20 protein-coding genes and 2 tRNA genes are annotated in these 26,207 nt (G+C 63.4%); 17 read left to right on the forward strand and 5 right to left on the reverse strand.

The window, feature by feature from the left end; genetic code table 11:
• Window positions 1–59: 59 nt before the first annotated feature.
• The 4 genes from KYT87_RS07615 (at window position 60) to KYT87_RS07630 (ending at window position 3,034) form a co-directional block, all read left to right on the forward strand.
• Window positions 60–135: transfer RNA gene (locus KYT87_RS07615), tRNA-Asn, on the forward strand.
• A gap of 196 nt (window positions 136–331) precedes the next feature.
• Window positions 332–1,345 carry a GTP-binding protein gene (locus tag KYT87_RS07620; RefSeq protein ID WP_219991954.1) on the forward strand — a complete coding sequence of 338 codons (1,014 nt, stop codon included), beginning with the start codon at window positions 332–334 and terminating at the stop codon, window positions 1,343–1,345.
• Window positions 1,346–1,450: 105 nt separating this feature from the next.
• Window positions 1,451–2,356 (forward strand): LysR family transcriptional regulator, encoded by a 906-nt coding sequence (locus KYT87_RS07625; RefSeq protein WP_104143175.1) that lies wholly within the window; start codon window positions 1,451–1,453, stop codon window positions 2,354–2,356.
• A 471-nt stretch (window positions 2,357–2,827) separates the two neighbouring features.
• Window positions 2,828–3,034 carry a hypothetical protein gene (locus tag KYT87_RS07630; protein ID WP_104143176.1) on the forward strand — a complete coding sequence of 69 codons (207 nt, stop codon included), beginning with the start codon at window positions 2,828–2,830 and terminating at the stop codon, window positions 3,032–3,034.
• On the opposite strand, the gene KYT87_RS07635 is transcribed toward KYT87_RS07630, so the two are convergent.
• A tRNA-Met gene (locus KYT87_RS07635) sits at window positions 3,013–3,089 on the reverse strand. The genes KYT87_RS07630 and KYT87_RS07635 overlap by 22 nt on opposite strands.
• A gap of 62 nt (window positions 3,090–3,151) precedes the next feature.
• Between KYT87_RS07635 and scpB the strand changes: the two genes are divergently transcribed.
• The 8 genes from scpB (at window position 3,152) to typA (ending at window position 14,996) form a co-directional block, all read left to right on the forward strand.
• Window positions 3,152–4,378 (forward strand): SMC-Scp complex subunit ScpB, encoded by a 1,227-nt coding sequence (scpB, locus tag KYT87_RS07640; protein WP_219991955.1) that lies wholly within the window; start codon window positions 3,152–3,154, stop codon window positions 4,376–4,378.
• A gap of 35 nt (window positions 4,379–4,413) precedes the next feature.
• Window positions 4,414–6,249: a 23S rRNA pseudouridine(2605) synthase RluB gene (rluB, locus tag KYT87_RS07645; protein WP_162941170.1), complete on the forward strand. Its 1,836-nt coding sequence runs from the start codon at window positions 4,414–4,416 to the stop codon at window positions 6,247–6,249.
• A 583-nt stretch (window positions 6,250–6,832) separates the two neighbouring features.
• Window positions 6,833–7,336, forward strand: a complete 504-nt coding sequence (rimP, locus tag KYT87_RS07650) for a ribosome maturation factor RimP (RefSeq protein ID WP_104143179.1) — start codon at window positions 6,833–6,835, stop codon at window positions 7,334–7,336.
• Entirely contained in the window at window positions 7,333–8,811 is a 1,479-nt protein-coding gene (nusA, locus tag KYT87_RS07655; RefSeq protein ID WP_006218270.1) for a transcription termination factor NusA, read from the forward strand. Before rimP ends, nusA begins: the two co-directional genes overlap by 4 nt.
• Before the next feature lie 95 nt (window positions 8,812–8,906).
• Window positions 8,907–11,960 (forward strand): translation initiation factor IF-2, encoded by a 3,054-nt coding sequence (gene infB / locus KYT87_RS07660; protein ID WP_219991956.1) that lies wholly within the window; start codon window positions 8,907–8,909, stop codon window positions 11,958–11,960.
• 23 nt (window positions 11,961–11,983) lie between these two features.
• Window positions 11,984–12,385 carry a 30S ribosome-binding factor RbfA gene (rbfA, locus tag KYT87_RS07665; RefSeq protein ID WP_006218273.1) on the forward strand — a complete coding sequence of 134 codons (402 nt, stop codon included), beginning with the start codon at window positions 11,984–11,986 and terminating at the stop codon, window positions 12,383–12,385.
• A 38-nt stretch (window positions 12,386–12,423) separates the two neighbouring features.
• Window positions 12,424–13,176 carry a tRNA pseudouridine(55) synthase TruB gene (gene truB, locus KYT87_RS07670; RefSeq protein WP_046802776.1) on the forward strand — a complete coding sequence of 251 codons (753 nt, stop codon included), beginning with the start codon at window positions 12,424–12,426 and terminating at the stop codon, window positions 13,174–13,176.
• Entirely contained in the window at window positions 13,173–14,996 is a 1,824-nt protein-coding gene (typA, locus tag KYT87_RS07675) for a translational GTPase TypA (protein ID WP_046802777.1), read from the forward strand. The genes truB and typA overlap by 4 nt, the downstream gene beginning before the upstream one ends.
• Window positions 14,997–15,113: 117 nt before the next feature.
• On the opposite strand, the gene KYT87_RS07680 is transcribed toward typA, so the two are convergent.
• Window positions 15,114–15,512: a 4-oxalocrotonate tautomerase gene (locus tag KYT87_RS07680; protein WP_046802778.1), complete on the reverse strand. Its 399-nt coding sequence runs from the start codon at window positions 15,510–15,512 to the stop codon at window positions 15,114–15,116.
• Window positions 15,513–15,618: 106 nt separating this feature from the next.
• On the opposite strand from KYT87_RS07680, the gene KYT87_RS07685 reads away from it, so the two are divergent.
• Window positions 15,619–16,482 carry a LysR family transcriptional regulator gene (locus KYT87_RS07685; RefSeq protein WP_046802779.1) on the forward strand — a complete coding sequence of 288 codons (864 nt, stop codon included), beginning with the start codon at window positions 15,619–15,621 and terminating at the stop codon, window positions 16,480–16,482.
• Between the two features lie 134 nt (window positions 16,483–16,616).
• Here the strand turns inward: KYT87_RS07685 and KYT87_RS07690 are convergent, their stop codons facing one another.
• Window positions 16,617–17,243 carry a TIGR00730 family Rossman fold protein gene (locus KYT87_RS07690; RefSeq protein ID WP_046802883.1) on the reverse strand — a complete coding sequence of 209 codons (627 nt, stop codon included), beginning with the start codon at window positions 17,241–17,243 and terminating at the stop codon, window positions 16,617–16,619.
• 52 nt (window positions 17,244–17,295) lie between these two features.
• On the opposite strand from KYT87_RS07690, the gene polA reads away from it, so the two are divergent.
• From polA to KYT87_RS07705, 3 genes are all read left to right on the forward strand, one after another.
• Window positions 17,296–20,013, forward strand: a complete 2,718-nt coding sequence (gene polA / locus KYT87_RS07695) for a DNA polymerase I (RefSeq protein WP_219991957.1) — start codon at window positions 17,296–17,298, stop codon at window positions 20,011–20,013.
• 117 nt (window positions 20,014–20,130) lie between these two features.
• Window positions 20,131–20,970: a ZIP family metal transporter gene (locus tag KYT87_RS07700; protein WP_046802781.1), complete on the forward strand. Its 840-nt coding sequence runs from the start codon at window positions 20,131–20,133 to the stop codon at window positions 20,968–20,970.
• Window positions 20,971–21,034: 64 nt separating this feature from the next.
• Window positions 21,035–21,823: a dienelactone hydrolase family protein gene (locus KYT87_RS07705; protein ID WP_104143184.1), complete on the forward strand. Its 789-nt coding sequence runs from the start codon at window positions 21,035–21,037 to the stop codon at window positions 21,821–21,823.
• A gap of 159 nt (window positions 21,824–21,982) precedes the next feature.
• Here the strand turns inward: KYT87_RS07705 and KYT87_RS07710 are convergent, their stop codons facing one another.
• A complete protein-coding gene (locus KYT87_RS07710) occupies window positions 21,983–23,644 on the reverse strand; it encodes a Na/Pi cotransporter family protein (RefSeq protein ID WP_046802783.1) in 1,662 nt (553 codons plus the stop codon).
• A gap of 175 nt (window positions 23,645–23,819) precedes the next feature.
• Between KYT87_RS07710 and KYT87_RS07715 the strand changes: the two genes are divergently transcribed.
• A complete protein-coding gene (locus tag KYT87_RS07715; protein ID WP_046802884.1) occupies window positions 23,820–25,211 on the forward strand; it encodes an L-serine ammonia-lyase in 1,392 nt (463 codons plus the stop codon).
• Window positions 25,212–25,299: 88 nt separating this feature from the next.
• Here KYT87_RS07715 and htpX read toward each other — a convergent pair whose 3' ends face one another.
• A complete protein-coding gene (gene htpX, locus KYT87_RS07720) occupies window positions 25,300–26,181 on the reverse strand; it encodes a protease HtpX (protein ID WP_046802784.1) in 882 nt (293 codons plus the stop codon).
• Window positions 26,182–26,207: the final 26 nt, after the last annotated feature.

The raw sequence follows: 26,207 nt of genomic DNA on the forward strand, positions 1-26,207 counted from the left end.
TAAAAAAATCGCAATTTGCGCGCGCCAAAAATTTAGTTCATAATTGCGTTCTTGGCAGATCCCCGATAGCTCAGTCGGTAGAGCGACGGACTGTTAATCCGCAGGTCGCTGGTTCGAGCCCAGCTCGGGGAGCCAAAAGAATTCAAGGTCACAAGCCGCTACGCGCAAGCATGGCAATGGCACGGGACCCAAGCCGAACTGAAGGGCCACTCGCGAAAGCGAGTGGCCCTTTTAGTTTTTGCCGTGCACCCGGCTCCCGCGCGGATACGGTTGTTGTGCGGGTTGTTGTACGCTTCGCCAGATCCAATACAACCGAGCGGGACCAGCTGCGATGGCAGGGCAGATTGAAGACGACAAGCGCATTGGCGTAACCGTGATTTCAGGCTTCCTGGGCAGCGGCAAGACCACGCTGCTGAACCGCCTGCTTCACGAGCCCGCCTATGCCGACACCGTGGTCGTGGTCAATGAATACGGCGATATCGGGGTCGATCACCATCTGGTCCGCTTGGCGCCTGCCAATGTCGTCCTGATCGAGGGCGGCTGCCTGTGTTGCGTCGTCAGCGGGGCGGTGGTCGATACGCTGCGTGAGCTTTTCATGTTGGCGGTCAGTCGGCGGATCAAGCCGTTTCGCCGGGTGATTATCGAAACCAGCGGGTTGGTCGATCCCGCTTCGACGCTGTTCATGCTCAAGCACGACCGGTTCCTGGCGGAGCGCTACGCGTATCGCGGCGCAATCGTGTTGGTGGATGTGCGTCATGGTGAATCGCAATTGGCCAACCAGCCCGAAGCCGCGCGGCAGTTGGCCTTGGCAGACACCGTCGTGCTCAGCAAGTCCGACTTGGCCGACGCGGCGCAGTTGCGGCGCGCGGAGCAGGCAGTCATTGCCATTAATCCGGGGGCACGGCGCTGTGTGCAGCGCCAGGATGCGCCGCTGGCCGGCATCTTGCGCGAAGGGCCCGATGTGGCAGCGCGCCGCGATGGTGCTGCCTTGTCGAATTGGCTTCAGGCGTTTATCCGGCCGCCCGCCGACCGGCATGGCCAGGTCGCGAGCTTTTCTTTGTTCTTGTCGTCGCCCCTCGGGCGTGCCGCGTTCCTTGCTGGCGTGTCCCGCATTCAAGAACGCTATGGGCCGGGAATTTTGCGGATGAAGGGGCTGGTGTGCTTCGAAGGGGGGGCGCTGCCTTGCGAGGTGCATGGAGTTCATGGCGAGCTGTACCCCTTGCGCGCACTGGCGCAATGGCCAACCGACGACCGCGCATCGCACCTGGTCTATATCGTGCGTGGCCTGGATGTTGCCGAGGTTCGCGCGGCCGTTGCCGAGGCGTTGTTGCAGTCGCCGGCTTGAGCCTGCCGTGCTGGCGTGAGTGCTCAAAATGTCGCCATTTAGGCGCAGATGTTGCACTGAAATACGGTATAACCGGTACGGTCTGATGCAAGAATCGAGACAATCATGGATCGTTTGAAGGCGATGCAGGTGTTTGTAGAGGTTGCTGACCGGGGAAGCCTGTCGGCGGCGGCGGTTCATCTCGACATGTCGCGCGCCATGGTTTCGCGCTATCTGGCTGAAATGGAGCAGTGGGTCGGGGTGCGCTTGCTGCACCGTACGACGCGCCGCCTGAGCCTGACCCCCGCGGGCGCCGAGACGCTACCCCGTTGCCGCCAGATGCTTGATATGGTGGGTGACCTGCGAAGCGCGGTATCCACGCCTGAAGATACCCCTAGGGGGTTGTTGCGAATCACCACCAGCATGTCGTTCGGTTCAAGGCATCTGGCCAGCGCTGTGACGGATTACGTGAAGCTGCACCCGGGCACGTCGGTCGACTTGATGTTGGTCGAGCGCGCCGTCAACCTCGTGGAAGAGCGGGTCGACCTCGCGGTGCGCATCACCAATGACCTGGATCCGAACCTGATCGCTCGCAAGCTGGCGGTTTGCCGGTCGGTGGTGTGTGCATCCCCCGAATATTTGGCCCGAGAGGGGGTGCCGGCTCGAATCGAAGACCTGTCACTGCGAAACTGCCTGACGCATTCTTATTTCGGCAAAAGCCTGTGGCGTTTCGAGCGGGAAGGCTTGCCCGTGGATGTGCCGGTCAGCGGCAATATCAGCGCCAACGAAGTGTCCGTGCTGCTGCATGCCGCGTTGGAGGGGGCGGGTATTGCGATGTTGCCCACTTACTACGCCAATGAATATATTGCGGCGGGGCGTTTGAAAGCGATCTTGCCTCAATGCAAACCCCAGGAATTGGGTATTTATGGCGTTTATGCGTCGCGCAGGCAAATGCCCTTGATACTGCGTTCCATGTTGGACTTTCTGGTTGAGCGCTTGGGTTCGGCTCCTTGGGACAAGCCAGGTGCCTGATCCAGGCCACCCGCGCACGCGTTTCAGGCTTGAGGCACAACGTTATGGCGGTATAATTCGCCAATTGCGCGGACGGCTGGCTATGGGCGTTGATGTCAGTCCTGGCAAATCGGTGTCCGCTGGCATGTACCTTCAAAATATCCAAGAATCGTAAGGCTGGCCAGCGTCCGGCCAGGGCGCGACGAAGCAGGTCTTCGCTTGCGCAGGGGTGATTGATTGTCGGGCGTGTGGCCGGTCGCCATATTGCCAAGATCATTGGCCGCGGATTCGGGCCATTGATACTGACCGCCGTGAAATGCAGGCGTCGGGTTCCGGCGCTTCCCTCGGGCTTGCTGGCCGTTGATGCCGGCTTTTCCAGAATTTGCTTAAAGCGTCTGCCGCGATATCCGATGCGCAGACACTACGCCTTTATCTTGACCCGCTCGCCTTTCGTGGCGCCAGCCTGTCATTGGCAGTCAACCCAGGAATCTTGTGAACAATACGCCGATCAACGCCGTCGATTGCAGCCCCGTCTTGATGGCGGCTCGGCGTGCCGAGAAAGCCGGCGCGGTGCCGTTCGCTTCCGTGCAAGCCGTGTCCGCACAAGCTGGTTTTAGCTATATCCGTGAAGCACAAATGAAAAAGGCCCGGCGCATTCGCCAGGCCTTTATCAAATTTGGTTGCGGGGGCAGGATTTGAACCTACGACCTTCGGGTTATGAGCCCGACGAGCTGCCAGACTGCTCCACCCCGCGTCTGAGAAAAGAATATTAACCTTATTTTCAACCTAGCGCAAGTTAGCCCTTTGTGAATTTGAATGTCGATGAACGATAGCGAGGCAATACTCGTGCTGGAAACCGCGTTGTTATGCGCGGTGCAGCCGATGCAACTGTCCGATATGCGCAAGCTATTCGGGGACGATGAACAATTCGATAACAGCAAGCTACGCGGGCTGTTGGAGACGCTGCAAGCCAATTGGGCCGATGGCGGCCTCGAACTGGTGCAGCTGGCAAGCGGCTGGCGATTCCAGAGTCGCCCGCATATGCAGCGGTACCTTGAGCGCCTGAGTCCTGAAAAGCCGCCCAAGTATTCGCGCGCGGTCATGGAAACGTTGGCGATTGTTGCCTGGCGCCAGCCCGTTACGCGCGGCGATATCGAAGATATACGTGGCGTGACGGTGTCTTCGCAAATTGTGAAGGCCTTGGAAGATCGTGGCTGGATCGAGGTGATCGGGCATCGCGATGCGCCGGGTCGTCCTGCGCTGTTTGGCACCACGCGACAGTTCCTGGATGATCTGGGGCTGCGCGCGCTGGACGAGTTGCCGCCTCTGGAATCTGCCCACGCGGCCGCCGCGCTCGCGGGGCTGGACCTGGGTGAAGTCCAGCAACTGACGGGCGAGGGCGCTGAGGCGCCGGCAGAAGGGGCGGCGGAAGGGGCAGCGGCAGTTGGGGGTGCGGACGCCGCTGCCGACGGGCAAGTCAGCATTGCCGAGGCGGGCGAGGGCGGTGAACATGCCCAAGGCGAGCTTGCCGTAGAAAATATGGCCGACCCCGAAGAAAATGACCCTGTTCCAGTTGCGGAATTGTCAGTTTCGGAACAGGATGCACCCATAGACCCGGTCGATAGCGTAGAATCCGTCGTTTCGCGCACAGAAGAAGGCGCGAATCCCGACGACGAACCCACCGTCCGGGAGCAAGCCGCAGGCTTGTCCAATATGCCGACCCCGTCCGGTTTTCCCGACGACAGGTTCGGTAACGACATTTCCGATATGGCCGCCGACCCCTCTACGGCCGGTGCTGCAAAGGAAAGTGTCGCGAACGCAAAACACGCGGAACCGACCGACCCGATTGACGAGACCGATCACGCAGCGCCTGGCGCCGCCGGGCATGAGCCCGCTTTCGGCCTTGATGATCCTGTTCGGCCCGAACCCGATGCCGTTTCCACGGCCTCGGACGAAGCGGATCCGGCGCAACCTGGCGCCGGTCGCGATTCGGCGTCCCCTGATGATGACGAGCCCGCCCCTGGCAGGCCTACCCAAGTTTGAAATTCGGAGCTGTCCCAGTGACAACGAATACAGCAATGCAGGACGACAATCCCCGTTCGGATGACGCCGTTTCCAACGGTCAGCCGGACGCCTCCGCCGCGCGCGAACCCTCTGCTGAAGGCGATGCCGGCGCGCGTGGGCGCGGTCGCAAGCTGAGGACGCCGTTCCGCCGTCGCCGTGGCGACGCCGCCGCAGAGCAGGCACCCGCTGAGGGCCAGTCCGTTGCGGCCGCGGCACCGGTTGAGTCGGCTGACTCCCGGGGTGGTGAGCAGGAAGCGGAGCAAGCGTTGTCGTATCTCGACAACACCGATCGCATGGAACAGCGCCTGGGCAAGTACCTGAACAGCGATTCGGTCATGCCCAAGCTGCACAAGGTGCTGGCGGACGCCGGCATCGGCTCGCGCCGCGAGATGGAAGAGTTGATCGTTGCCGGTCGCGTGTCCGTCAATGGCGAGCCGGCCCATATCGGCCAACGCGTTGCGCCCAACGATCAGGTCCGTGTGAACGGCAAGCCGATCATGCGCACGAATACGAAAAAGCCGCCGCGCGTAATTCTGTATCACAAGCCGGCTGGCGAAATCGTCAGCCATGACGATCCGGCCGGTCGCGCCAGCGTGTTTGCACGCTTGCCGAAGCTGCGCACGGGTAAGTGGCTGTCGGTGGGGCGTCTTGACCTGAACACGGAAGGTCTGCTGATCTTCACGACGTCGGGCGACATGGCCAACCGCATCATGCATCCGCGCTATGGCACGGAACGCGAGTACGCGGTCCGCGTGCTGGGCGAGATGGACGAAGCGCAGCGCCAGTCGCTGGTGGACGGCATCGAACTTGAAGATGGCGTGGCCGCGTTCGGCGCGCTGGATTACCTGGGTGGCGACGGCAGCAACCGCTGGTATCGCGTGACCTTGCAGGAAGGGCGCAACCGCGAAGTGCGCCGCATGTTCGAAGCGGTAGGTGTGACGGTCAGCCGCCTGATCCGCACTCGCTTCGGTGACGTGGTCCTGCCGCGCACGTTGCGTCGTGGTCGCTGGGAAGAATTGGATGGTTCGCTGGTTACCGCGCTGATGGTTCAACTGGGCTTGTTGCGCGATGACGACGAGTCCGGCGGCAACCGTCGCCGTTCGAAGCAGCCCGTGTCGCATGACAGCGCGCTGCCTCCCGGCTTCGGCACGATGGATCGCAATGGCATGAACGGCGCCCGAATCGGTCGTCGCGGCAAACTGCAAGGCGGCCGGCTGGGTAGCGCGGGTCAAACCGCCGCATGTCCGTCCGATCCCTTTGGCACCGGATTGATGATTGCCGGTGGCTATGCCAACGGTCATCCGCTGGCCTCGGAAGGGCCGGGCGGCAACCGCAAGGGCGGCAAACCCGGCGGTGAGCGTTCGGCCGCAGCTGGTGGCGGCCGTCCTGGTGGCAAGCAAGGCGGCAAGCCGGGCGGAAAACCGGGCGGCAAGCCGCGAGGCCCGCGCGGTCCGCGCGCGGCGGCGGCAGATGGTCAACGCGGCAACGTGGCTTCGGCTGATGTCGGGGCCGGCAACGTGGCCGAAGCGCCCGTGGGCGGTGGCCGCAAACCTTCGGGCGGCAAGCCCGGTGGCAAGCCGGCGGGTGCGCGTGGCGCCAATGGTGGTCGTAGCGGTAACGGCAAGCCTGCCGGCGCCGGCGGCCGTGGCGGCAATAAGGCGGAAGGTTCGCGCAATGCCGGCGGCTCGGCTGCGAACAAGGGTCCGGGGGCGGGCGGCAAGCCGCGCGCTCCACGCAGTGCTTCCTCTGCCTCGTCGGGCCCGCGCGGCGACGATTGGCAGCCGCGAGGCGCCTCGGCGCATGAATCGCGGTTGGGTGTGATGGGCGGACGAGGCCGTCAGGGCCGCTGATCCGCTTGCTGGCGGCGCGTTTGGCGCGCCGCCGACCCCGATATGTCCCGTATAAGCGTAAGCCCGTGACGAATCAGGCGTTTTTCCAGTTTATCTGGTAAAATCAATGGTTTTCATGGCTTCGCGTCATTGCCCTTTGCCGGGCGATGGGGTCGAGATGCCGCTTTGGCAGGCTTGGTTGTTGCCAATGCTGGGGTCAAAGCCGGGGTCGCGGCTGGTATGAATGCGGGTATGAGTACCGGTTCGAATGCTGGTATGACTGCCAGGTGTTATAGCCGGCAGCCGACAGCAGTTTGCATTAGCAATTGAAGCGCAGCGGGTTTGCAATAGCTGCGGTTCTCAGCGGTTGTTGAATACGAAGTTGTTCAATAGCAGTTTGGCATCGGATATGCGCCAAGTGCCGCCGGACCCGAGGTTTCAATATCGGGTTGTGGGGCAGGCAGGGTCGGAATGACCCGTGGTGCATCAATTTAGGTCGCAATATAGGGCGCTGCCCAGCATTGCTCCTTACGTGCAGTAGGGAAGCGGCTGGGCTCTGCGCAATATCGGTGGGCTGGGCGTGCAGCCCATTTTTTTTGAGTATATGGCTGATTTATTCGCATTGACCGAAGAGGCTCTGGCCGGCATGGACGTCGAACTCGTGGACGTCGAGCGTGCCGCCCTGGGCCTTTTGCGCGTAACGATCGATCGGGTCGGCGGTGTGCGCATCGAAGACTGTGAACAGGTTTCCCGCCAGTTGTCGCGGGTGTTCGAAGTCGAAAACGTCGACTACAAACGACTGGAAGTCGGTTCGCCGGGCATTGACCGCCCGTTGCGCAACGAAGCCGAATTCCGCCGGTTTGCAGGCGAGCGCATCGAAATCAAGCTGCGTGAGGCATTAGACGGACGTAAGGTTTTCTCCGGCACGTTGACCGTGCCCGAAGACGACGCCGCCGCCTCGGAAGCCGACGCTGGGATGCACAAGACCGTCTTCGGTCTCGAATTTGAGGCAAAAAAGAACGAAATCCAGGTGTTGAATTTCACGGTCGAAGATATCGAACGTGCAAAACTGGATCCCGTTCTGGATTTCAAGGGCAAAAAGCGATGAGTCGCGAAATTCTTCTGTTGGTCGATGCCTTGGCGCGTGAAAAGAACGTCACGCGTGACGTCGTGTTCGGTGCGCTGGAAAGCGCGCTGGCCTCGGCCATGAAAAAGCGCTTCAAGGATGATGCGGACATTCGTGTCGCCATCGATAGGGAAACCGGCGATCACGAGGGCTTCCGCCGCTGGCTGGTGGTGCCCGACGAAGCGGGCCTGCAAGAGCCCGACAAGCAGGAAATGCTGTCGGACGCGCAAGAAATCGTTCCTGATATTCAGGAAGGCGAATACATCGAAGAGCCGCTTGAGCCCATCGAATTCGGCCGTATCGGCGCGCAGGCGGCCAAGCAGGCCATCTTGCAAAAGATCCGGGACGCTGAACGCGAACAGGTGCTGAACGACTTCCTGGACCGTGGCGAAACCATCGTGTCCGGCACGATCAAGCGCATGGACAAGGGCGACGCCATTGTCGAAACCGGCAAGATCGAAGCGCGCCTGCCGCGTTCCGAAATGATCCCGAAGGAAAACCTCCGGGTTGCCGACCGTGTCCGCGCCTACGTGTTGCGTGTTGACCACGCCGCGCGTGGTCAACAGGTGATCCTGTCGCGCACCTCGCCCGAGTTCATTCGCCAGCTGTTCGAGAACGAAGTGCCCGAAATCGAACAGGGTCTGCTCGAGATCAAGGCTGCCGCTCGCGACGCGGGTGTGCGTGCCAAGATCGCCGTGGTGGCATACGATAAGCGTATCGACCCGATCGGCACCTGCGTCGGCATGCGCGGTTCGCGCGTCACCGCGGTTCGTAACGAGCTGGGTGGTGAACAGGTCGACATCGTGTTGTGGTCTGAAGACCCCGCGCAGTTTGTCATTGGCGCCTTGGCGCCGGCCAACGTCGAATCGATCGTCGTTGACGAAGACAAGCATGCGATGGACGTCGTGGTTGACGAAGAAAACCTGCCCAAGGCCATCGGCGCCAAGGGTCAGAACGTGCGCCTGGCGTCCGAGCTGACGGGCTGGCAGATCAACATCATGACGCCGGAAGAAAGCCTGAATCGCCAGGAAGTCGAGCGTTCGGGTCTGCGCACCACGTTCATGAGCAAGTTGGACGTTGATGAGGAAGTCGCCGACATCCTGATCGACGAAGGTTTTACCGGTATCGAGGAAATCGCTTACGTACCCATGCAGGAACTGCTGGAAATCGAAGCGTTTGACGAAGACACCATCAATGAATTGCGCGCCCGTGCCCGCAATGCGCTGCTGACTGAGGCAATTGCCCAGGAAGAGCGTCTTGAGACCGCACAGGATTTGCTTGAACTCGAAGGCATGACGCAAGAACTGGCTGCAAAGCTGGCCGAGCGTCAAGTGCATACGCGTGATGATCTGGCCGAATTGGCAACGGACGAACTGGCGGAAATCGCCGGCTTGACCGAGCAGGAAGCCAGCGACCTCATCATGCGTGCCCGTGCCCATTGGTTCGACGAAGAATAACCAAAAGGACACGGGTCTGCGGTGGGTAGTGCTGGATTCATCCACCGCAAGTTCACGTTGTTTGTAATAGCTGCATATAGGGAAGAGAGAGCCTAATGTCGAGTAACACCGTCGCCCAGTTCGCTACCGAGCTGAAAATGCCTGCCAATGTGCTGCTGGATCAGCTGCGCTCGGCTGGTGTTGACCTCAAATCGGTTGACGATTCCGTCACCGACAGCGACAAGGCGAAATTGCTCGAATCGCTGCGTCGCGCCCATGGCGCGACCGAAGGCAAGAAGATCACCTTGACGCGCCGCCAGACGTCCGAGATCCGGCAGGCTGATGCCACCGGCCGCTCGCGCACGATCCAGGTTGAAGTGCGCAAGAAGCGCGTGTTCGTCAAGCGTGATCCCTCCGAAATCGCCCTTGAGCAAGCCGCGTCCTCGCGTGCCGAAGATGAAGTTGCGATCGAAGAAGAGCAGCAGGTGTCCGCGCCGGCTGCACCCGAGGCTCCTGCTGTGGTCGAGCCCCGCGAGACCACTGCCGACAAGGCCGAGGCTTCGGCCCCTGCCGCGGCACAAGAGCCCGTTGCTGTAGAAGCGCCCGCGCCGGTTGAAGCGCCCGCGCCTGTTGAACCCGTCGCGGCCGAAGTGCCCGCCCCCGTCGAGGCGCAAGCCGCCGAAGTCCAGGCCCAGCCTGAACCCGAACCGACGCCGGCGCCTGCTCCTGCCGAGCCCGTGGCCGAAGAGGCCAAGCCCGAAGTTAAGACTGAATCCACCGAGCCCAAGGCTGAAGAAGCCAAGCCGGAACCCGTTGTGCTAGCCAATAAGTCCGATACACCTTCCCCCGAGGCCACTGCGCCGATCGCCCAGGCGCAGCCTGCCGCGAAGTCCGAACCCGTGAAAACCGCCGCGCCCGCGCCGGCCGCGCCCCCCGTCAAGGTGGGCAACCGTGCCGACAACCGCCGCGCCGGCCCGCCCCTTGCTGCGTCCGCTACGTCGGGTGGCCGCGATGAGGCGCGCCGTGCCGCCGAGGCCGAAGCCGCCGCGCTGCGCGAGATGCTGAATCGTCCGCGCAAGGTGCTGCGTGCTCCCGAACCGGAGGCCCCCGCTGCCGCCGCTGCCGCGCCGATTTCCGGCACGCTGCACAAGCCGGCCGGCAAGCCGGGTGCCACGCCTGGCGCCAAGAAGGACGCCAAGCCCGCCGCTCCTGGCGCGAAAAAGACCATCAAGACCGCCGAAGTTGCTTCGACCTGGTCGGATGACGCCTCGCGCAAGAAGCCCGCCGACAAGCCGGCCGCCCCGGCCAGCCGTGATGGCTGGCGTGCAGGTGGCAAGGGTGGTGGCAAGGGCGGCGGCCGTGGTGGCCGCAACCAGCAGAACGACCGCCGCAACGAGCCCGCACCGCAGGAATTCATTGCACGCGAAGTTCACGTGCCGGAAACCATCAGCGTGGCCGACCTGGCTCACAAGATGTCCGTGAAGGCCGCCGAAGTCATCAAGCATCTGATGAAGCTGGGCCAGATGGTCACCATCAACCAGGTGCTGGACCAGGAAACGGCCATGATCGTGGTCGAGGAACTGGGCCACGTGGCCATCGCCGCCAAGCTGGACGATCCGGAAGCATTCCTGGACGAATCCGCCACGGTGTCCGAAGCCGAACAACTGCCGCGCGCTCCGGTCGTGACCGTCATGGGCCACGTCGACCACGGCAAGACCTCGCTGCTGGATTACATCCGCCGCGCCAAGGTTGCCGCGGGCGAAGCCGGCGGCATTACGCAACACATTGGCGCCTACCACGTTCAAACCGAACGCGGCATGGTGACCTTCCTTGACACCCCGGGCCACGAGGCGTTCACCGCCATGCGTGCCCGCGGCGCCAAGGCGACCGACATCGTGATTCTGGTGGTTGCCGCCGACGACGGCGTGATGCCGCAAACGCGTGAAGCCATCCACCACGCCAAGGCCGCGGGCGTGCCCATGGTTGTGGCCGTGACCAAGATCGACAAGCCGTCGGCCAACCCGGAACGCGTCAAGCAGGAACTGGTTGCCGAACAGGTCGTGCCGGAAGAATACGGTGGTGACGTGCCCTTCGTGGGCGTGTCGGCCAAGACCGGCGAAGGCATTGACGATCTGCTGGAAAACCTGCTGTTGCAAGCCGAAGTGCTGGAATTGAAGGCTCCGGAAGACGCACCCGCCAAGGGTCTGGTCATCGAAGCCCGTCTGGACAAGGGCCGTGGCCCGGTCGCGACGATCCTGGTGCAAAGCGGCACGCTCAAGCGCGGCGACGTCGTGCTGGCCGGTGCAAGCTTTGGCCGCGTGCGCGCCATGCTGGACGAAAACGGCAAGCCGATCCAATCGGCGGGCCCGTCCATCCCGGTGGAAATTCAGGGTCTGACCGAAGTTCCCGCCGCCGGCGACGAACTGATGGCGCTGTCCGACGAACGCAAGGCGCGCGAAATCGCGCTGTTCCGCCAAGGCAAGTTCCGCGACGTCAAGCTGGCACGCCAACAGGCCGCCAAGCTGGAATCGATGTTCGACAACCTGGGCGAGGGCACGCAAACGCTTACCCTTATCGTCAAGACCGACGTGCAGGGTTCGCAGGAAGCGTTGGTTCAGTCGCTGGTCAAGCTGTCGACCGACGAAGTCCGTGTGCAAGTGGTGCACGCGGCCGTGGGCGGCATCTCGGAAACCGACATCAACCTGGCTATTGCCTCGAACGCGGTCGTGATCGGCTTTAACGTGCGTGCGGAAGCAAGCGCCAAGAAGCTGGCCGAGAACAACGGCATCGACGTGCGCTACTACAACATCATCTATGACGCCGTGGATGAAGTTAAGGCGGCCATGTCGGGCATGTTGGCGCCCGAGAAGAAGGAAGAAATCATCGGCCTGGTCGAGATCCGTGAGGTCTACAGCATCTCGCGCCTTGGCAACATCGCTGGTTGTATGGTGCTTGACGGCATCGTCCGCCGCGATTCCCAGGTACGCCTGCTGCGCAACAACGTGGTTCACTGGACGGGGCATCTTGAATCGCTGCGCCGCTTCAAGGACGACGTCAAGGAAGTCAAGTCGGGCTTCGATTGCGGTCTTACGCTGCGCGGCAACAACGACATCCAGGTGGGTGACCAGCTGGAAGTCTTTGAAATCAAGGAAATCGCGCGTACGCTGTAAAGCGTCGCGAGGCATTATTGCTAATGAGCCGTCACAAGTCCAAAGCCATCCCCGGCCGCAATTTGCGGCTGGCCGACCAGATCCAGAAGGATCTGGCCGAGATCATCCAGCGCGAGATCGATATGTCTCGCGCCGGGCTGATCACGCTCTCTGGTGTGGAATTGTCGACCGACTACGCGCATGCCAAGGTGTGGTTCACGGTTTTGGGCGCCGAGCCCGAAGCCGCCACCGCCTTGCTGAACGAAAAAGCCGGTTGGCTGCATTCCCAGCTTTACAAGCTGCTGCACATTCACACTGTCCCCACTTTGCGCTTCTTCCACGACGAGCAGATTGCCCGTGGCATCGAAATGTCGATCCTCATCGACCGCGCAAATCGGCCCGGCCCGCACTCGGGCGTGCCTGACGAACCTGAAGACCAGTCCTGATCGGGCTGTCGTCACTGCTTTTCAACCGGATTCCGACGATGGCTAAACGACGCGGGCTTTTGCTCGACGGTGTGCTGTTGCTCGACAAACCCGTAGGTTTGTCGAGCAACCACGCCTTGCAACGCGCCAAGCGTTCCATGGACGCGGCGAAAGCCGGTCATACGGGCACGCTGGATCCCTTCGCCACCGGCTTGCTGGTGTGCTGCATGGGACGCGCAACCAAGATTTCCGGCGCGATGCTTAACGCTGACAAGGCGTATCGCGCTACGCTGCAATTTGGCAGCGAAACCGATTCTGGCGACCTGACCGGCAATGTCGTGTCCACCGCCGAACCGGGCTTTACCGTTGACGAACAGGCGCTGCGCGACGCGCTGTCACGTTTCTCGGGCACGATCGAGCAGATTCCGCCGATGTACTCCGCGCTCAAGCGCGATGGCAAACCGCTGTACGAGTACGCGCGCGCCGGCATCGAGCTGGAACGGGCCCCGCGCCAGATCACGATTCACCGCATCGAGCTGTTGTCCCTTTCGGGAACGCAGGCAGAGATCGATGTGGCTTGCAGTAAAGGCACATACATCCGAACACTGGCCCAGGACATCGGGCGCGTGCTGGGCTGTTTCGCCCACCTGACGGCGCTGCGGCGCACGCATGTCGGGCCATTTTCTCTGGAACGCGCCGTTGAGCTGGAAGCCTTGCAGGCCATGCCAGACCCCAAGCAGGCATTGCTTGCACTGAACGAATTGCCGGAGGGCTTGCTGCCCTCCACCCTGACCTTAAAGGACTCGCTATGACTCGCGCCTTGCGCAACGTCGCCATCATCGCCCACGTGGACCACGGTAAAACAACCCTGGTCGACCAGCTGCTGCGCCAATCCGGCACCTTCCGCGAAAACCAGGCGCTGACCGAACGGGTCATGGACTCGAACGACCTGGAAAAAGAACGCGGCATCACGATTCTGGCCAAGAACTGTGCCGTTGAATACGAAGGCACGCACATCAACATCGTCGACACCCCGGGCCACGCTGACTTCGGTGGCGAAGTCGAACGCGTGCTGTCCATGGTTGACGGCGTGCTGCTGCTGGTTGACGCCGTTGAAGGCCCGATGCCGCAGACCATTTTCGTGACCCGCAAGGCGCTGGCCCTGGGCCTGAAGCCGATCGTGGTCGTCAACAAAGTTGACCGCCCGGGCGCCCGTACCGACTTCGTCATCAACGCCACGTTCGACCTGTTCGACAAGCTGGGCGCGACGGAAGAACAGCTGGACTTCCCGGTGGTGTACGCCTCGGGCTTGTCCGGCTACGCCGGCCTGACCCCGGACGTGCGCGAAGGCAACATGCGCCCGTTGTTCGAAGCCATTCTGCAGCACGTGCCGCAGCGTGACGACGATCCCAACGGCCCGCTGCAGATGCAAATCATCTCGCTGGACTACAACAGCTACGTCGGCAAGATCGGCGTGGGCCGCATCAACCGTGGTCGCATGCGCCCCGGCATGGAAGTGGCTTACAAGTTTGGCCCCGACGGCCAAGGCGGCAAGGGCCGCATCAACCAGGTCCAGAAGTTCCATGGCCTGGAGCGCGTTGTGGTTGAAGAAGCCGAAGCCGGCGACATCGTGCTGATCAACGGCATCGAAGAACTGGGCATTGGTTGCACCGTGACCGACGTGATCACGCAGGAAGCCCTGCCGATGCTGCGCATCGACGAGCCGACGCTGACCATGAACTTCATGGTTAATACGTCGCCGCTGGCCGGCCGCGAAGGCAAGTTCGTGACCAGCCGCCAAGTGCGCGACCGCCTGGACCGCGAACTGAAGTCCAACGTGGCGCTGCGTGTGCGCGACACGGGCGACGACACGGTGTTTGAAGTGTCGGGCCGTGGCGAACTGCACCTGACGATTCTGCTGGAAACGATGCGTCGCGAAGGCTACGAGCTGGCCGTGTCGCGTCCGCGCGTGGTGTTCAAGGACATCGACGGCGTGAAGTGCGAGCCGTTCGAATCGTTGACCATCGACGTTGAAGATGCCCACCAGGGTGGCGTCATGGAAGAGCTGGGCCGCCGCAAGGGCGACCTGCAAGACATGCAGCCGGACGGCCGTGGCCGTACGCGTCTGGAATACCTGATCCCGGCCCGTGGCCTGATCGGCTTCCAGAACGAATTCCTGACGCTGACGCGCGGCACGGGTTTGATGAGCCACATCTTCCACGAATACGCCCCGGTCAAGGAAGGTTCGATCGGCGAGCGTCGCAACGGCGTGCTGATCAGCCAGGACCAAGGCGATGCCGTGGCCTACGCGCTGTGGAAGCTGCAGGATCGCGGCCGCATGTTCGTGAGCCCGGGTGATGCGCTGTATGAAGGCATGATCATCGGCATTCACAGCCGTGACAACGACCTGGTCGTGAACCCGATCAAGGGCAAGCAGCTGACCAACGTGCGCGCCTCGGGTACCGACGAAGCCGTGCGCCTGGTGCCGCCGATTCAGATGTCGCTGGAATACGCCGTGGAATTCATCGACGACGACGAGCTCGTTGAAATCACGCCGAAGTCGATCCGTCTGCGCAAGCGCCATCTGCTGGAAAACGAACGCAAGCGCGCCGCGCGCGAAGCCTCCGTCTAAGGCGAGCCCCCGGGGATATTCCTCCCTGGCGGTTCGGCAGCAAAAAGCCGCGCACCTGTTGGTGCGCGGCTTTTTTTCATGCGTGCGTCGGCCCGCTGCGGGGCCGCCGCCGGAGGACTACACCCCGCTTTGCTGATGCCGGTATTCCTGCGTGGCGCCGCCGTATCCATAGGCTGCTGCCCGCGCGTCGATCACGTGTACGTACGAGCATTCGTGCAGCTCGCCCAATATCTGCTGGAAGGACGCATAGATCTCTTTGATATAGCGCGCCTTTTCGGCCTTGGTGTTGGTTTCGTCCGTGACGCTGATGTCCAGGTGGAAGGCGTTCTTGCCCAGTTCCGATAGCGGCTTGCCGCCGATGAACCAGAGATCGTGCGGAATGTGCTGCAACGTAATGGCGATGACAGGCAGCTTCTTGCCCAGCACGGACTGTGTCAGCCCGGCCACCGAGTCGACCACGCGACGATTGATGGCGGGGTCCGATTGACCGGAAATGTGTATGACGATATGGGGCATGACTGGCTCCTGTGTGTAAGGGTACAAGGCCAGTGTAGGGAAGCGTTTGACATCGGAAAAGCGGGAAATTACGATCCCACCCATCGACTTATCCGTTGGATACGCTATGTCTGGATTTGACCTTGACCAGTTGCGCACGCTGGTCGCCGTGCTTGATGCCGGCAGCCTGACGGCGGCGGCGCCCAAGGTTTTTCTGTCGCAGTCATCGGTCAGCGAACAGATGCGCAAGCTGGAAGAGCGCGCCGGCCAGGCGCTGCTGATACGCGCCAAAACCGGCGTGACGGCCACGCCGGCGGGCGAGCGGCTGCTGCGTCACGCCCGCGCCATTCTTGCGCTTAGTGACGAGGCCTATCGCGATTTACGCGGCGTGGCGCTGCGCGGCGAATTGCGGCTGTTCATCACGGATTACTTTCGCCCCGGCGATGTGGCGCGCATGCTGCGGCGCTTGAACGAACAGTATCCGCAGGTGCGCTTGCACGTGACGATCATGAAAAGCGGCGCGATCGAGGCTGCCTACGAACGAGGTGAAATCGACGTGGGCATATCGATGTCGATCCAGGAACGCGGCGCGCCACGGGCCAGGGCCCAGGGTGCATTGCTGCGCCGCGAGCCGCTGCTATGGATGGCGGCGGAAGGCGCCGCGGCGCCCGCTGGCGAGCCCTTGCCGCTGCTGGTCTTGCCCGAGACATGCGCATTGCGCCAGTACGTAGAGCGTCAGTTGACGCGGCGCGCCGTGCCCTACGCGGTGGCGCATGTGGCATCCGGCGTGGCGGGCTTGCAGCTGGCTATTTCGGCGGGCCTGGGGGTGGCCTGCCTGAACGAGTCGGCGCTGGCGCCCGGCATCGCGCGGTTGCACGCGCCCGGCCTGCCGACGCTGCCGTCGGTGGAATTTCGGCTATTGCCCGCCCGCCCCGGAGAGAGCGAGTTCATCGGCCTGGCGCGCGAAGCCATCGTCAAAGCCATGGCGTGAGGCGATGGGCTGAGATGACGACCCGAGATGCTGGCGTGAAGCCATGCGCTTGAAACGGCGGCCTGGGGCGGCCGCCGCATCATGCTTGAAGTCGAGCCCAGGGCTCAGGCCGGAGCTCAGGCCAAGCCTCAGGCTCAGGCGGGCAGGGACGGCGCGTATTGTGCTTCGGAAGTGACTTTGTCATGGAATTCCACGACGCGGCGCACCACTTTGACGGGGTCGTCCTCGATGATGAAAAGGTCAAGGTCGTGCGCGCCGATCATGCCGTTACCCAGCACCTGATCGCCCAGCCACTCGACCATGCCCGACCAGTATTCGCTGCCCACCAGCACGATGGGCGCGGGCGGCACTTTGCCTGTCTGGATCAGCGTCAGCGCTTCGAAGAGCTCGTCCAGCGTGCCAAAGCCGCCCGGCATCGCCACGTAGGCGAAGCTGTGCATGAAGAACGTGGCCTTGCGCGAGAAGAAATACTCGAATGACAGGCTGATGGTTTGGTATTCGTTGTTGTGCGCTTCGTGCGGCAGGCTGATATTCAGCCCGATGCTGGTGCCGCCTGCTTCGAAGGCTCCCTTGTTGGCGGCCTCCATGATGCCGGGGCCGCCCCCTGCAATGACCGCGAACCCGGCGCCGGCCAAGGCGGCCGAAATGGCAACGGTGGTTTCATAGTGGGGGGAGTTGCGGCTGACGCGTGCGCTGCCGAAGACACTGACTGCGGGCCCGATGTTCGCGAGCTTATCTGCCGCCGTCCGTATCTCTGACATAATCAGCGGAATTTGTTTGCCGGCGGGTGTTTCCATATCTGCCTTTGTAACCATGAAAAAAACCTTATTACTGGTCGACGGTTCAAGCTACTTGTACCGCGCTTTCCACGCTATGCCTGATTTGCGCAACGCGCAAGGCGAACCCACGGGTGCGCTGTACGGCGTGGTCAATATGCTGCGCAAGCTTGTATCTGATCATAAGGCAGAGTATGCCGCATGTATTTTCGATGCTCGCGGCAAGACTTTCCGAGACGATCTGTATCCCGAATACAAGTCGCATCGCCCGCCCATGCCGGAAGACCTGGCCGCGCAGATCGAACCCATCCACCGCGCGGTGCGCGCGCTGGGCTGGCCGGTGCTGGCCATCGAAGGGGTAGAAGCCGACGACGTGATCGGCACGCTGGCCAAGCGCGCCGCCGAACACGATGTGCACACCATCGTCTCGACGGGCGACAAGGACCTGGCGCAGCTGGTCAACAGCCACGTCACCCTGGTCAACACCATGACCGGCGAAGTGCTGGACGAACCCGGTGTGGTCAACAAGTTTGGCGTGCCGCCCGACCGCATCGTCGACTACCTGATGCTGGTGGGCGATACCGTCGACAACGTGCCGGGCGTGACCAAGGTCGGCCCAAAGACGGCCGTGAAGTGGTTGTCCGAATTCGGCTCGATCGACAAGCTGATCGAAGGCGCCGACAGCATCAAGGGCGTGGCCGGCAACAACCTGCGCGAGGCCATCCCCAACTTTCCCCTGACCCGCCAATTGCTGACGGTGAAGTACGACTGCGACCTGACCGGCCATGTCGAAAGCGTGGACGACCTGAAGCCGCGCGAGCGCGACGACGCCACGTTGACCGAGCTGTACGAGCGCTACGGCTTCCGTACCTGGCTGCGCGACCTGACCGGGGATGCCGAGCGCGTGCCCGCGGGCGATGCGCGCATCGCGGTGGATGTGCCGGAGGCGCCCGTCGAGCTGGACTACCGCATCATTTCCGACTGGGCCGAATTCGACGCCTGGTTCGAGCGGCTGCAACACGCGTCCCTGGTGGCGCTGGACACTGAAACCACGTCGCTGGACCAGATGCAGGCACGGCTGGTGGGCTTGTCCTTGGCGGTAGAGCCGGGCGTTGCCTGCTACATCCCCGTGGCGCATCGCGGGCCGGACGGCGCCACGCAGTTGCCCAAGGCCGAGGTGCTGGCGCGCCTGAAGCCGTGGCTGGAAGATGCGTCGCGCGCCAAACTGCTGCATCACGCCAAGTACGACGCGCATGTGTTCGCCAACGAGGGCATTGCGCTGGCCGGCATCACCGACGACACGATGCTGCAAGCGTATGTGCTGGAATCGCATCGCGGCGTGGGGCTGAACGACCTGGCACAGCGCTATCTGGGCCGCAGCGGCGTGTCGTACGAAGACCTGTGCGGCAAGGGCGCCAAGCAGATCGGCTTTGACGAGGTGGCTGTCGACAAGGCGGGGCATTACGCCGCCGAAGACGCCGACTTCACCTTGCAATTGCACCGTGTGCTGCGGCCGATGGTGGCGGCTGACCAGGGGCTGGACCGCATCTACCAGCTTGAGATCAAGGTGTCGGCGGTGCTGACCACGATCGAACGCAACGGCGTGAAGGTGGACGCCGAAGAGCTGGGCCGCCAAAGCCACAAGCTGGGCCAGGAAATGCTGCGCCTGGAGCAAAAAGCCTATGAACTGGCCGGCCAGCCCTTCAATTTGAATTCGCCCAAGCAGTTGGGCGAAATCCTCTTTGAACGCATGCAGTTGCCGGTGGTGCGCAAGACCGCCAGCGGTGCACCGTCAACCGACGAAGACGTGCTGACCAAGCTGGCGCTGGACTACCCGCTGCCCCAGGTGCTGCTGGAATACCGGGGCCTGTCCAAGCTGAAGTCCACCTACACGGACAAGCTGCCGCGCATGATCAACCCGGCCACGGGCCGCGTGCACACGCGTTATTCGCAGGCGGCGGTCATCACGGGCCGCTTGGCGTCGTCCGATCCCAACTTGCAGAATATTCCCGTGCGCACCGAGGCGGGCCGCCGCGTGCGCGAAGCCTTCATTGCCGAGCAGGGCGTGCTGCTGTCGGCCGACTATTCGCAGATTGAACTGCGCATCATGGCGCACGTGTCCGATGACGCCAATCTGCAAAGCGCGTTCGCCGCCGGCGAAGACATTCACCGCGCCACGGCGGCCGAAGTGTTCGGCGTGGCCTTGGCGGACGTGTCGACCGACCAGCGTCGCGCGGCCAAAGCCATCAACTTTGGCCTGATCTACGGCATGGGGGTGTTCGGCCTGGCGTCCAACCTGGGCATCACCCGGGACGCCGCGCAAGCCTACATCGACCGCTATTTCGCCCGCTATCCCGGCGTGGCGATGTACATGGAAAATACCCGCAGGCTGGCGCGCGAACAGGGCTACGTCGAAACGGTTTTCGGTCGACGCCTGCAACTGCCCGAGATCCGTGGCGCCTCGGGGCCGCGTCGGCAAGGCGCCGAGCGGGCCGCCATCAACGCGCCCATGCAGGGCACGGCGGCCGACCTCATCAAGCTGGCCATGGTGGCTGTGCAAGATTGGCTGGAAGCCGAAAAACTGCAAACCCGCATGATCATGCAGGTACACGATGAACTGGTTCTGGAAGCGCCGGATGCCGAGATCGATGTGGTCAAGGAAGCGCTGCCTCGCCTGATGTGCTCGGTGGCCGAACTGCGCGTGCCGCTGGTCGCGGAAGTGGGCATGGGCAAGAACTGGGAACAGGCGCACTAAGCGCTGCGGGTTCTGCACGGATATTCCGATGGGCCGTCCTTGGACGGCCCATTTCCGATTTTGGGATTGCAACAATATAATGTTGCGCTTCCTCCCCGCCTATACTGCGTCCCCCAAATGTTGCTGCTCTGGGTCCTGCTTGCCACCATAACCGGCGGGCTTATTGCCGTCTTTGTCGCCAGCTGGCTGGCCTACAAGGTGTTCGCCCAATACCTGCATCACATGGTGAGCCTGTCGGTGGGCGTGCTGCTGTCGGTGGCGCTATTGCATCTGCTGCCCGAGGCCTTCGAGGGCGCGGTCGGCAACGCCCATGCCTTGTTCGGCCTGATGCTGGCGTCGCTGATCGGCTTTTTCGTGTTGGAAAAGATTGCGCTGCTGCGTCATAGCCATCACCACGAGGGCGACGGGCATCACCACCACAAAGGCCACGACCACCACGAAGCGGGGCGCGGCGGCGTGCTGATCCTGATTGGAAGTTCGCTGCACAATCTGTGCGACGGGGTGCTGGTGGCGGCGGCGTTCCTGACGGACCCGCTGCTGGGCGTGCTGACGGCGGCGTCGATCATCGTGCACGAAGTGCCGCACAAGCTTAGCGATTTTGTCGTGCTGCTCAATGCCGGGTTGCCGCGTCGCCGTGCGTTTTCGTTGATCCTGTTCACCAGCTTGTGTTCAGCCGTGGGCGGCATAATAGGGTACTTTGTGCTGCAGCAGGCGCAGGACTGGGTGCCGTATATCTTGGTGGTTGCCGCAAGCAGCTTCCTGTATATCTCGGTGGCCGACCTGATGCCGCAGATGCATGAACGGGTGTCCCTTTCGGATGCCGTCCCGCAGTTGTTGCTGGTGGGCCTGGGTGTCGCGCTGATCTACAGCGTGACCACGCTGATGCACCATGGGCACGAGCACGAGGCCGACGCCGGCACTGGCGCGCCCCATGCGGAGCACGCCCACACGCATTAGGGCGCGCGCGGACGGGATGCCTGCTTGTCGATCCGTCGATCAATCCCCCACAGGAGCGTCCCCCATGAGCTTTTCCGCCGCCGCCGGCAACGTTGCCCCCACCGTCATCCACACTGACACCGAAGGCCTGGTTCACGCTGACTTCAAGCTGCCCGTGGCAGACGGGTCCATCGCCGCCTATTACGCCGCGCCCGAAGGCCGCCAGGACCTGCCCATCGTCCTGGTGGTGCAGGAAATCTTCGGCGTGCACGAGCACATCAAAGATCTTTGCCGACGCATCGCCAAGGCCGGTTACCTGGCCGTGGCCGCGAACCTGTATGAACGCCAGGGCGACGCCTCCGTCTACACCGACATTCCGAAACTGATTGCTGAACTGGTCAGCAAGGTGCCGGATGAACAGGTGTTTTCCGACCTGGACGCCAGCGTGGCCTGGGCGGCGGAGAACGGCGGCGACCCCAAGCGCGTGGCCATCACGGGCTTTTGCTGGGGCGGTCGCCTGACGTGGATGTACGCGGCTCACAACCCGGACGTGAAGGCCGCCGTGGCCTGGTACGGCAAGCTCAGCGTGGGCCACGGCCCGCTGATCAAGCGCGTGGCGTTCGATGTGGTCAACGAGCTGCATGCGCCGGTGCTGGGCCTGTACGGCGGCAAGGACGCCAGCATCCCGCTGGCCGATATCGAGACCATGAAGACCAAGCTGGCGGCCGGTAACGCGGCGGCCAGGCAGTCGGAATTCGTGGTGTACCCGGACGCGGACCACGCGTTCCTGGCGGACTACCGAGCCAGCTACCAGCCTGAAGCGGCCAAGGACGGCTGGAGCCGGATGCTGGCGTGGTTCCAGCGCTATCTGTAATGTGCGCCGGGGGCAGGGTCAGTTTGCGCTGTCCTGACTAAAGCGCGGGGCCGGGCGGGGGAACCGCCCGCCGTCCGCTGCAACACACCTGGGTCGGTGGGCTTCCGTCTAATGCGCGCTTGCGCGCGCGGTTGCCGCTTTCCCGGACCCCGCTTTCGCTTAGTTGCCCGCTTCGCGCAAACGGCTGGGCAGAAGCTCGCCGTGGCGGGCCAGCAGCGGATACGCCGCGGCGCCCACCAAGTGAGAGTTGATTCCCTTCATATCCCGCAGGATGTCCAGGTACAGCGCGCCGACTTCGGCCGCGTCCACCTGGCCTGACTTGATCTTTTGCAGGTGCGTGTCGGCGGCCTGCGTTTCGATGGTGCGGAAACGCGCCTTTTCGCCGGCCAGCGCCCGCGCCTGGCGCAGATCGTCGTTGACGAACAGGGCAGCGGCCTGCCGCTGGTTTGCGATCAACTGGCCCAGCGTGTCATCCAGGCTGGCGCGCTGTTCGGGCGAGAACGTCCAGCCCTGTTTGCGCAGCTTGGCCACGTGGCTCAAGAGCCCGTGGTGGGCGATATCGCCCGCGTGGCCGATGTTGCTGGCAAAGGCCAGGATATCGTCCATGCGTTGGATGTCGTCACGCGTCATGTTTTCCTGGTCCAGCGTGGCCAGGTAGGTCGTGATGGCGTTTTCCAGCTTGTCCAGCGCGGCATCCAGCTGCCGTGCCTGCACCATGCGGTGGCGGTTGTCGCGCTTGAAGCCGGCGCGCGCATACAGCAGCAGCGTCTGCACCATGTCGGCCATGCGCAGCGCTTCGCGGGCGGCGTTGCCCAGCGCCACGGCGGGCACGTCATGCGCCCATTCATCCAGATATTGCGGCCGGGAAGGGTCGTTGGGGTCGGCGCGCTTGGGCAGCCAGCGTGTCAGCAGGGCCGCGTAGGGCGACAGCAACGGCAGGAACAGGATGGCGATGACCGCGTTGAACAGCGTGTGGAAATTGGCCACGGCGCGGGCCGGGTCGCTGGCCATGTCGCTCATCAGGGGTTGCAGCACGGGCAGCAGGATCAGGCCGGCCAGCACGCCCAGCACGCGGGTCAGCAGGTTGCCCAGCGGCAGGCGGCGCGCGGCGGGATCGTCGCCCGTGACGCCTTCGATCATCGGGTTGATGGCCGTGCCCAGGTTGGCGCCCAGCACCAGCGCAAAGGCCACGTGCGGCGCCACCATGTGATGGCTTGCCAGCGACATCACCAGCACCACGACGGCCACGCTGGAGTGCGCGGCCCAGGTGAACGCGGCCGACAGCAAGACGGCGGCAACGGGCTGGGTCGACAAGGCGTCCAGAATCATGCCCAGCATGGGCGCCGTCTGGAACGGCTCGAACAATTCAACCAGCTGATGCAGGGAAAGCAGCAGCAGGCCCAGGCCGATGAACACCCGGCCCAGGTCGCGCGTGCGGCCGGGGGGATATCGGCGGAACATCCAGACGCCCGCCAGGATAAGGATAGGCGCCAGCGAGGTCAGGTCGAATGACAGCAACTGCACGATCAGCGTCGTGCCGACGTTGGCCCCCAGCATGGCGGCCAGCGCGGGCACCAGGCCCACCACGCCGCCCGCTGCGAACCCCGTGATCATCAGCCCCGTCGCGGTGCTGCTTTGCAGGGCGGCGGTAATGCCCAGGCCGGCGGCAAAGGCGCGCAGGCGCGTGCCCAGGGCCCGGCCCAGCGCGGCGCCCAAGGCCGCGCCGAACGCGCGCTGGACGCCCGTTTGGACCATGTGCACGCCCCAAAGCAGCAGGGCGACGTAGCCGGCGAAGTCAAGCAGGGTAATAAGTCCAGACATCCAGGGGTGTTCCCGTTCTTTTTATGACAAGTAATAATTCTGTAATGATCGCATGCCTGACCGGGTGACGGAACCGGTGGCGGCGATACAGCATACGCCCCGCCGTCCATTCCTGCGCGCGGGGGTGGCAACGCGTATCATTGCCTGACTATTCTTTGATGTATTGGAGTATCGCGTGGCCGTTTCCGTATTCGATCTGTTCAAGATAGGCATAGGCCCGTCTAGTTCCCATACGGTGGGTCCGATGCGGGCCGCCTTGCTGTTCGCGCAAGGCCTGGAACGCGATGGCCTGATGTCGCGCGTGGCGTATGTCCGCGCCGAGCTCTACGGGTCGCTGGGCGCGACCGGCAAGGGGCACGGTACCGACAAGGGCGTGCTGCTGGGTCTGATGGGCGAAGCGCCCGACACGGTCGACCCCGCCGCCATTGCCGGCATGATCGCCTCGGTGCGCGCCAGCCGCCAGTTGCCGCTGCTGGGCCGTTACCCGGTCGCCTTCATCGAGAAAGAACACATGGTGTTCTATCGTCGCGAAGCCATGGCCGAGCACCCCAACGGCATGAAATTCCACGCCGTCGACGCCAATGGCGAGTCGCTGCGCGAATCGCGGTACCTGTCGGTGGGCGGTGGCTTCGTCGTGACCGCCGGCGCCTCGAACAGCCAGGTGATCGCCGCGCACAATCAGCTGCCGTACCCGTTCCGCTCGGGCCGCGAACTGCTGACGATGTGCCGCGAAAGCGGCCTCACCGTGGCGCAGCTGATGATGAAGAACGAGCTGACCTGGCGCGAGGCCGCCGAGACGGACAGCGGCCTGGACCGCATCTGGCAGGTCATGCAGGACTGCGTGGCGCGCGGTTGCGGCATCGACTACCCGGAAGCCGACGGCGAATTGCCCGGCCCCTTGCGCGTGCGTCGCCGCGCGCCGGAGCTTTACCGCAATCTGACCCAGCGCGCAGAGCGCACCTTGTCCGACCCGCTGTCGGTCATGGATTGGGTCAACCTGTATGCCATGGCGGTCAACGAAGAGAACGCGGCGGGCGGCCGTGTCGTCACGGCGCCCACCAATGGCGCGGCCGGCATCATCCCCGCCGTGCTGCACTATTACGATCGCTTCGTGCCCGGCGCCAGCCGCGAGGGCGTACGCGAGTTCCTCTTGACCGCCGCGGCGATCGGCCTGCTGTACAAGTACAACGCATCGCTGTCGGGGGCCGAAGTGGGCTGCCAGGGCGAAGTCGGTGTGGCCTGTTCGATGGCCGCCGGCGGCTTGGCCGCGGCGCAGGGCGGCACGGTGGAACAGGTTGAGAACGCCGCCGAGATCGGCATGGAACACAACCTGGGCCTGACGTGCGACCCCGTTGGCGGGCTGGTGCAGATTCCCTGCATCGAACGCAACGCCATGGCGTCCATCAAGGCCGTCAACGCCGCGCGCATGGCCTTGCGCGGCGACGGCCAGCACTACGTGTCGCTGGATTCCGTCATCAAGACCATGCGCGAAACCGGCGCCGACATGAAGACGAAGTACAAGGAAACGGCGCGCGGCGGCTTGGCGGTGAACATCGTCGAGTGCTGATGCCCGAGCGCTGAAGCCTCAATAGAAAAAGCCCCTGGGGTTGCTGACCCCAGGGGCTTTTTGCTGCCTGCTTGAACCGGGCGGGCGATCAGACCACGCGGGCGTTCTGCAAGGCGGCGATGCGCGACGGGATGGGCGGGTGCGAGGCGAACATGGCCGCCAGGCCGCCGCGGCCGGTGATGCCCGAGGCCTCGAACGACTTGGGCAGGTCGCCCGGTTCCAGGCCGCCCAGCCGAGCCAGCGCGCGGATCATAGGTTCGCGCGCGCCCATCAGGTGGGCAGAGCCGGCGTCGGCGCGGTATTCGCGCTGGCGCGAGAACCAGGCCACGATGATCGAGGCCAGCACGCCGAAGATGATTTCACAGACCAGCACGGTGATGTAGTAGCCCGGGCCGATGCCGCGTTCGTTCTTGAACACGACGCGGTCGATGAAGTAACCCACGACGCGGGCCAGAAACACCACGAAGGTGTTCACGACGCCCTGGATGAGCGTCAGCGTGACCATGTCGCCGTTGGCGATGTGGGCCACTTCGTGCGCCAGCACGGCCGCCACTTCTTCTTCGCTCATGCTTTCCAGCAAGCCCGTCGACACGGCGACCAGCGAGTCGTTCTTGAACGCGCCGGTGGCGAAGGCGTTCGGCGCGCCTTCATAGATGGCCACTTCGGGGCGGCCGATACCCGCGCGGTCGGCCAGTTGGTGAACGGTGTCGACCAGCCAGGCTTCGCGTTGATTGCGGGGGGCGTTCGGGTCCAGCACTTGGGCCCCGGTGCTCCATTTGGCCATCGGCTTGCTGATCAGCAGCGAGATGATCGCGCCGGTAAAGCCCACGACCACCGAGAAGATCAGCAGGGCGTTCAGGTTCAGGCCGTTGGCGGTGATGTAGCGGTCTACGCCCAGGATGCGCAGCGTGGCCGACAGCACGAGCATGACGGCCAGGTTGGTGATGACGAACAAGACAATGCGTTTCATGTTTTTTGTGTTCCTCTGCGAGCGGG

Source organism: Achromobacter sp. ES-001, from assembly GCF_019448355.1.
Classification (GTDB): Bacteria; Pseudomonadota; Gammaproteobacteria; order Burkholderiales; family Burkholderiaceae_B; genus Achromobacter; species Achromobacter spanius_B.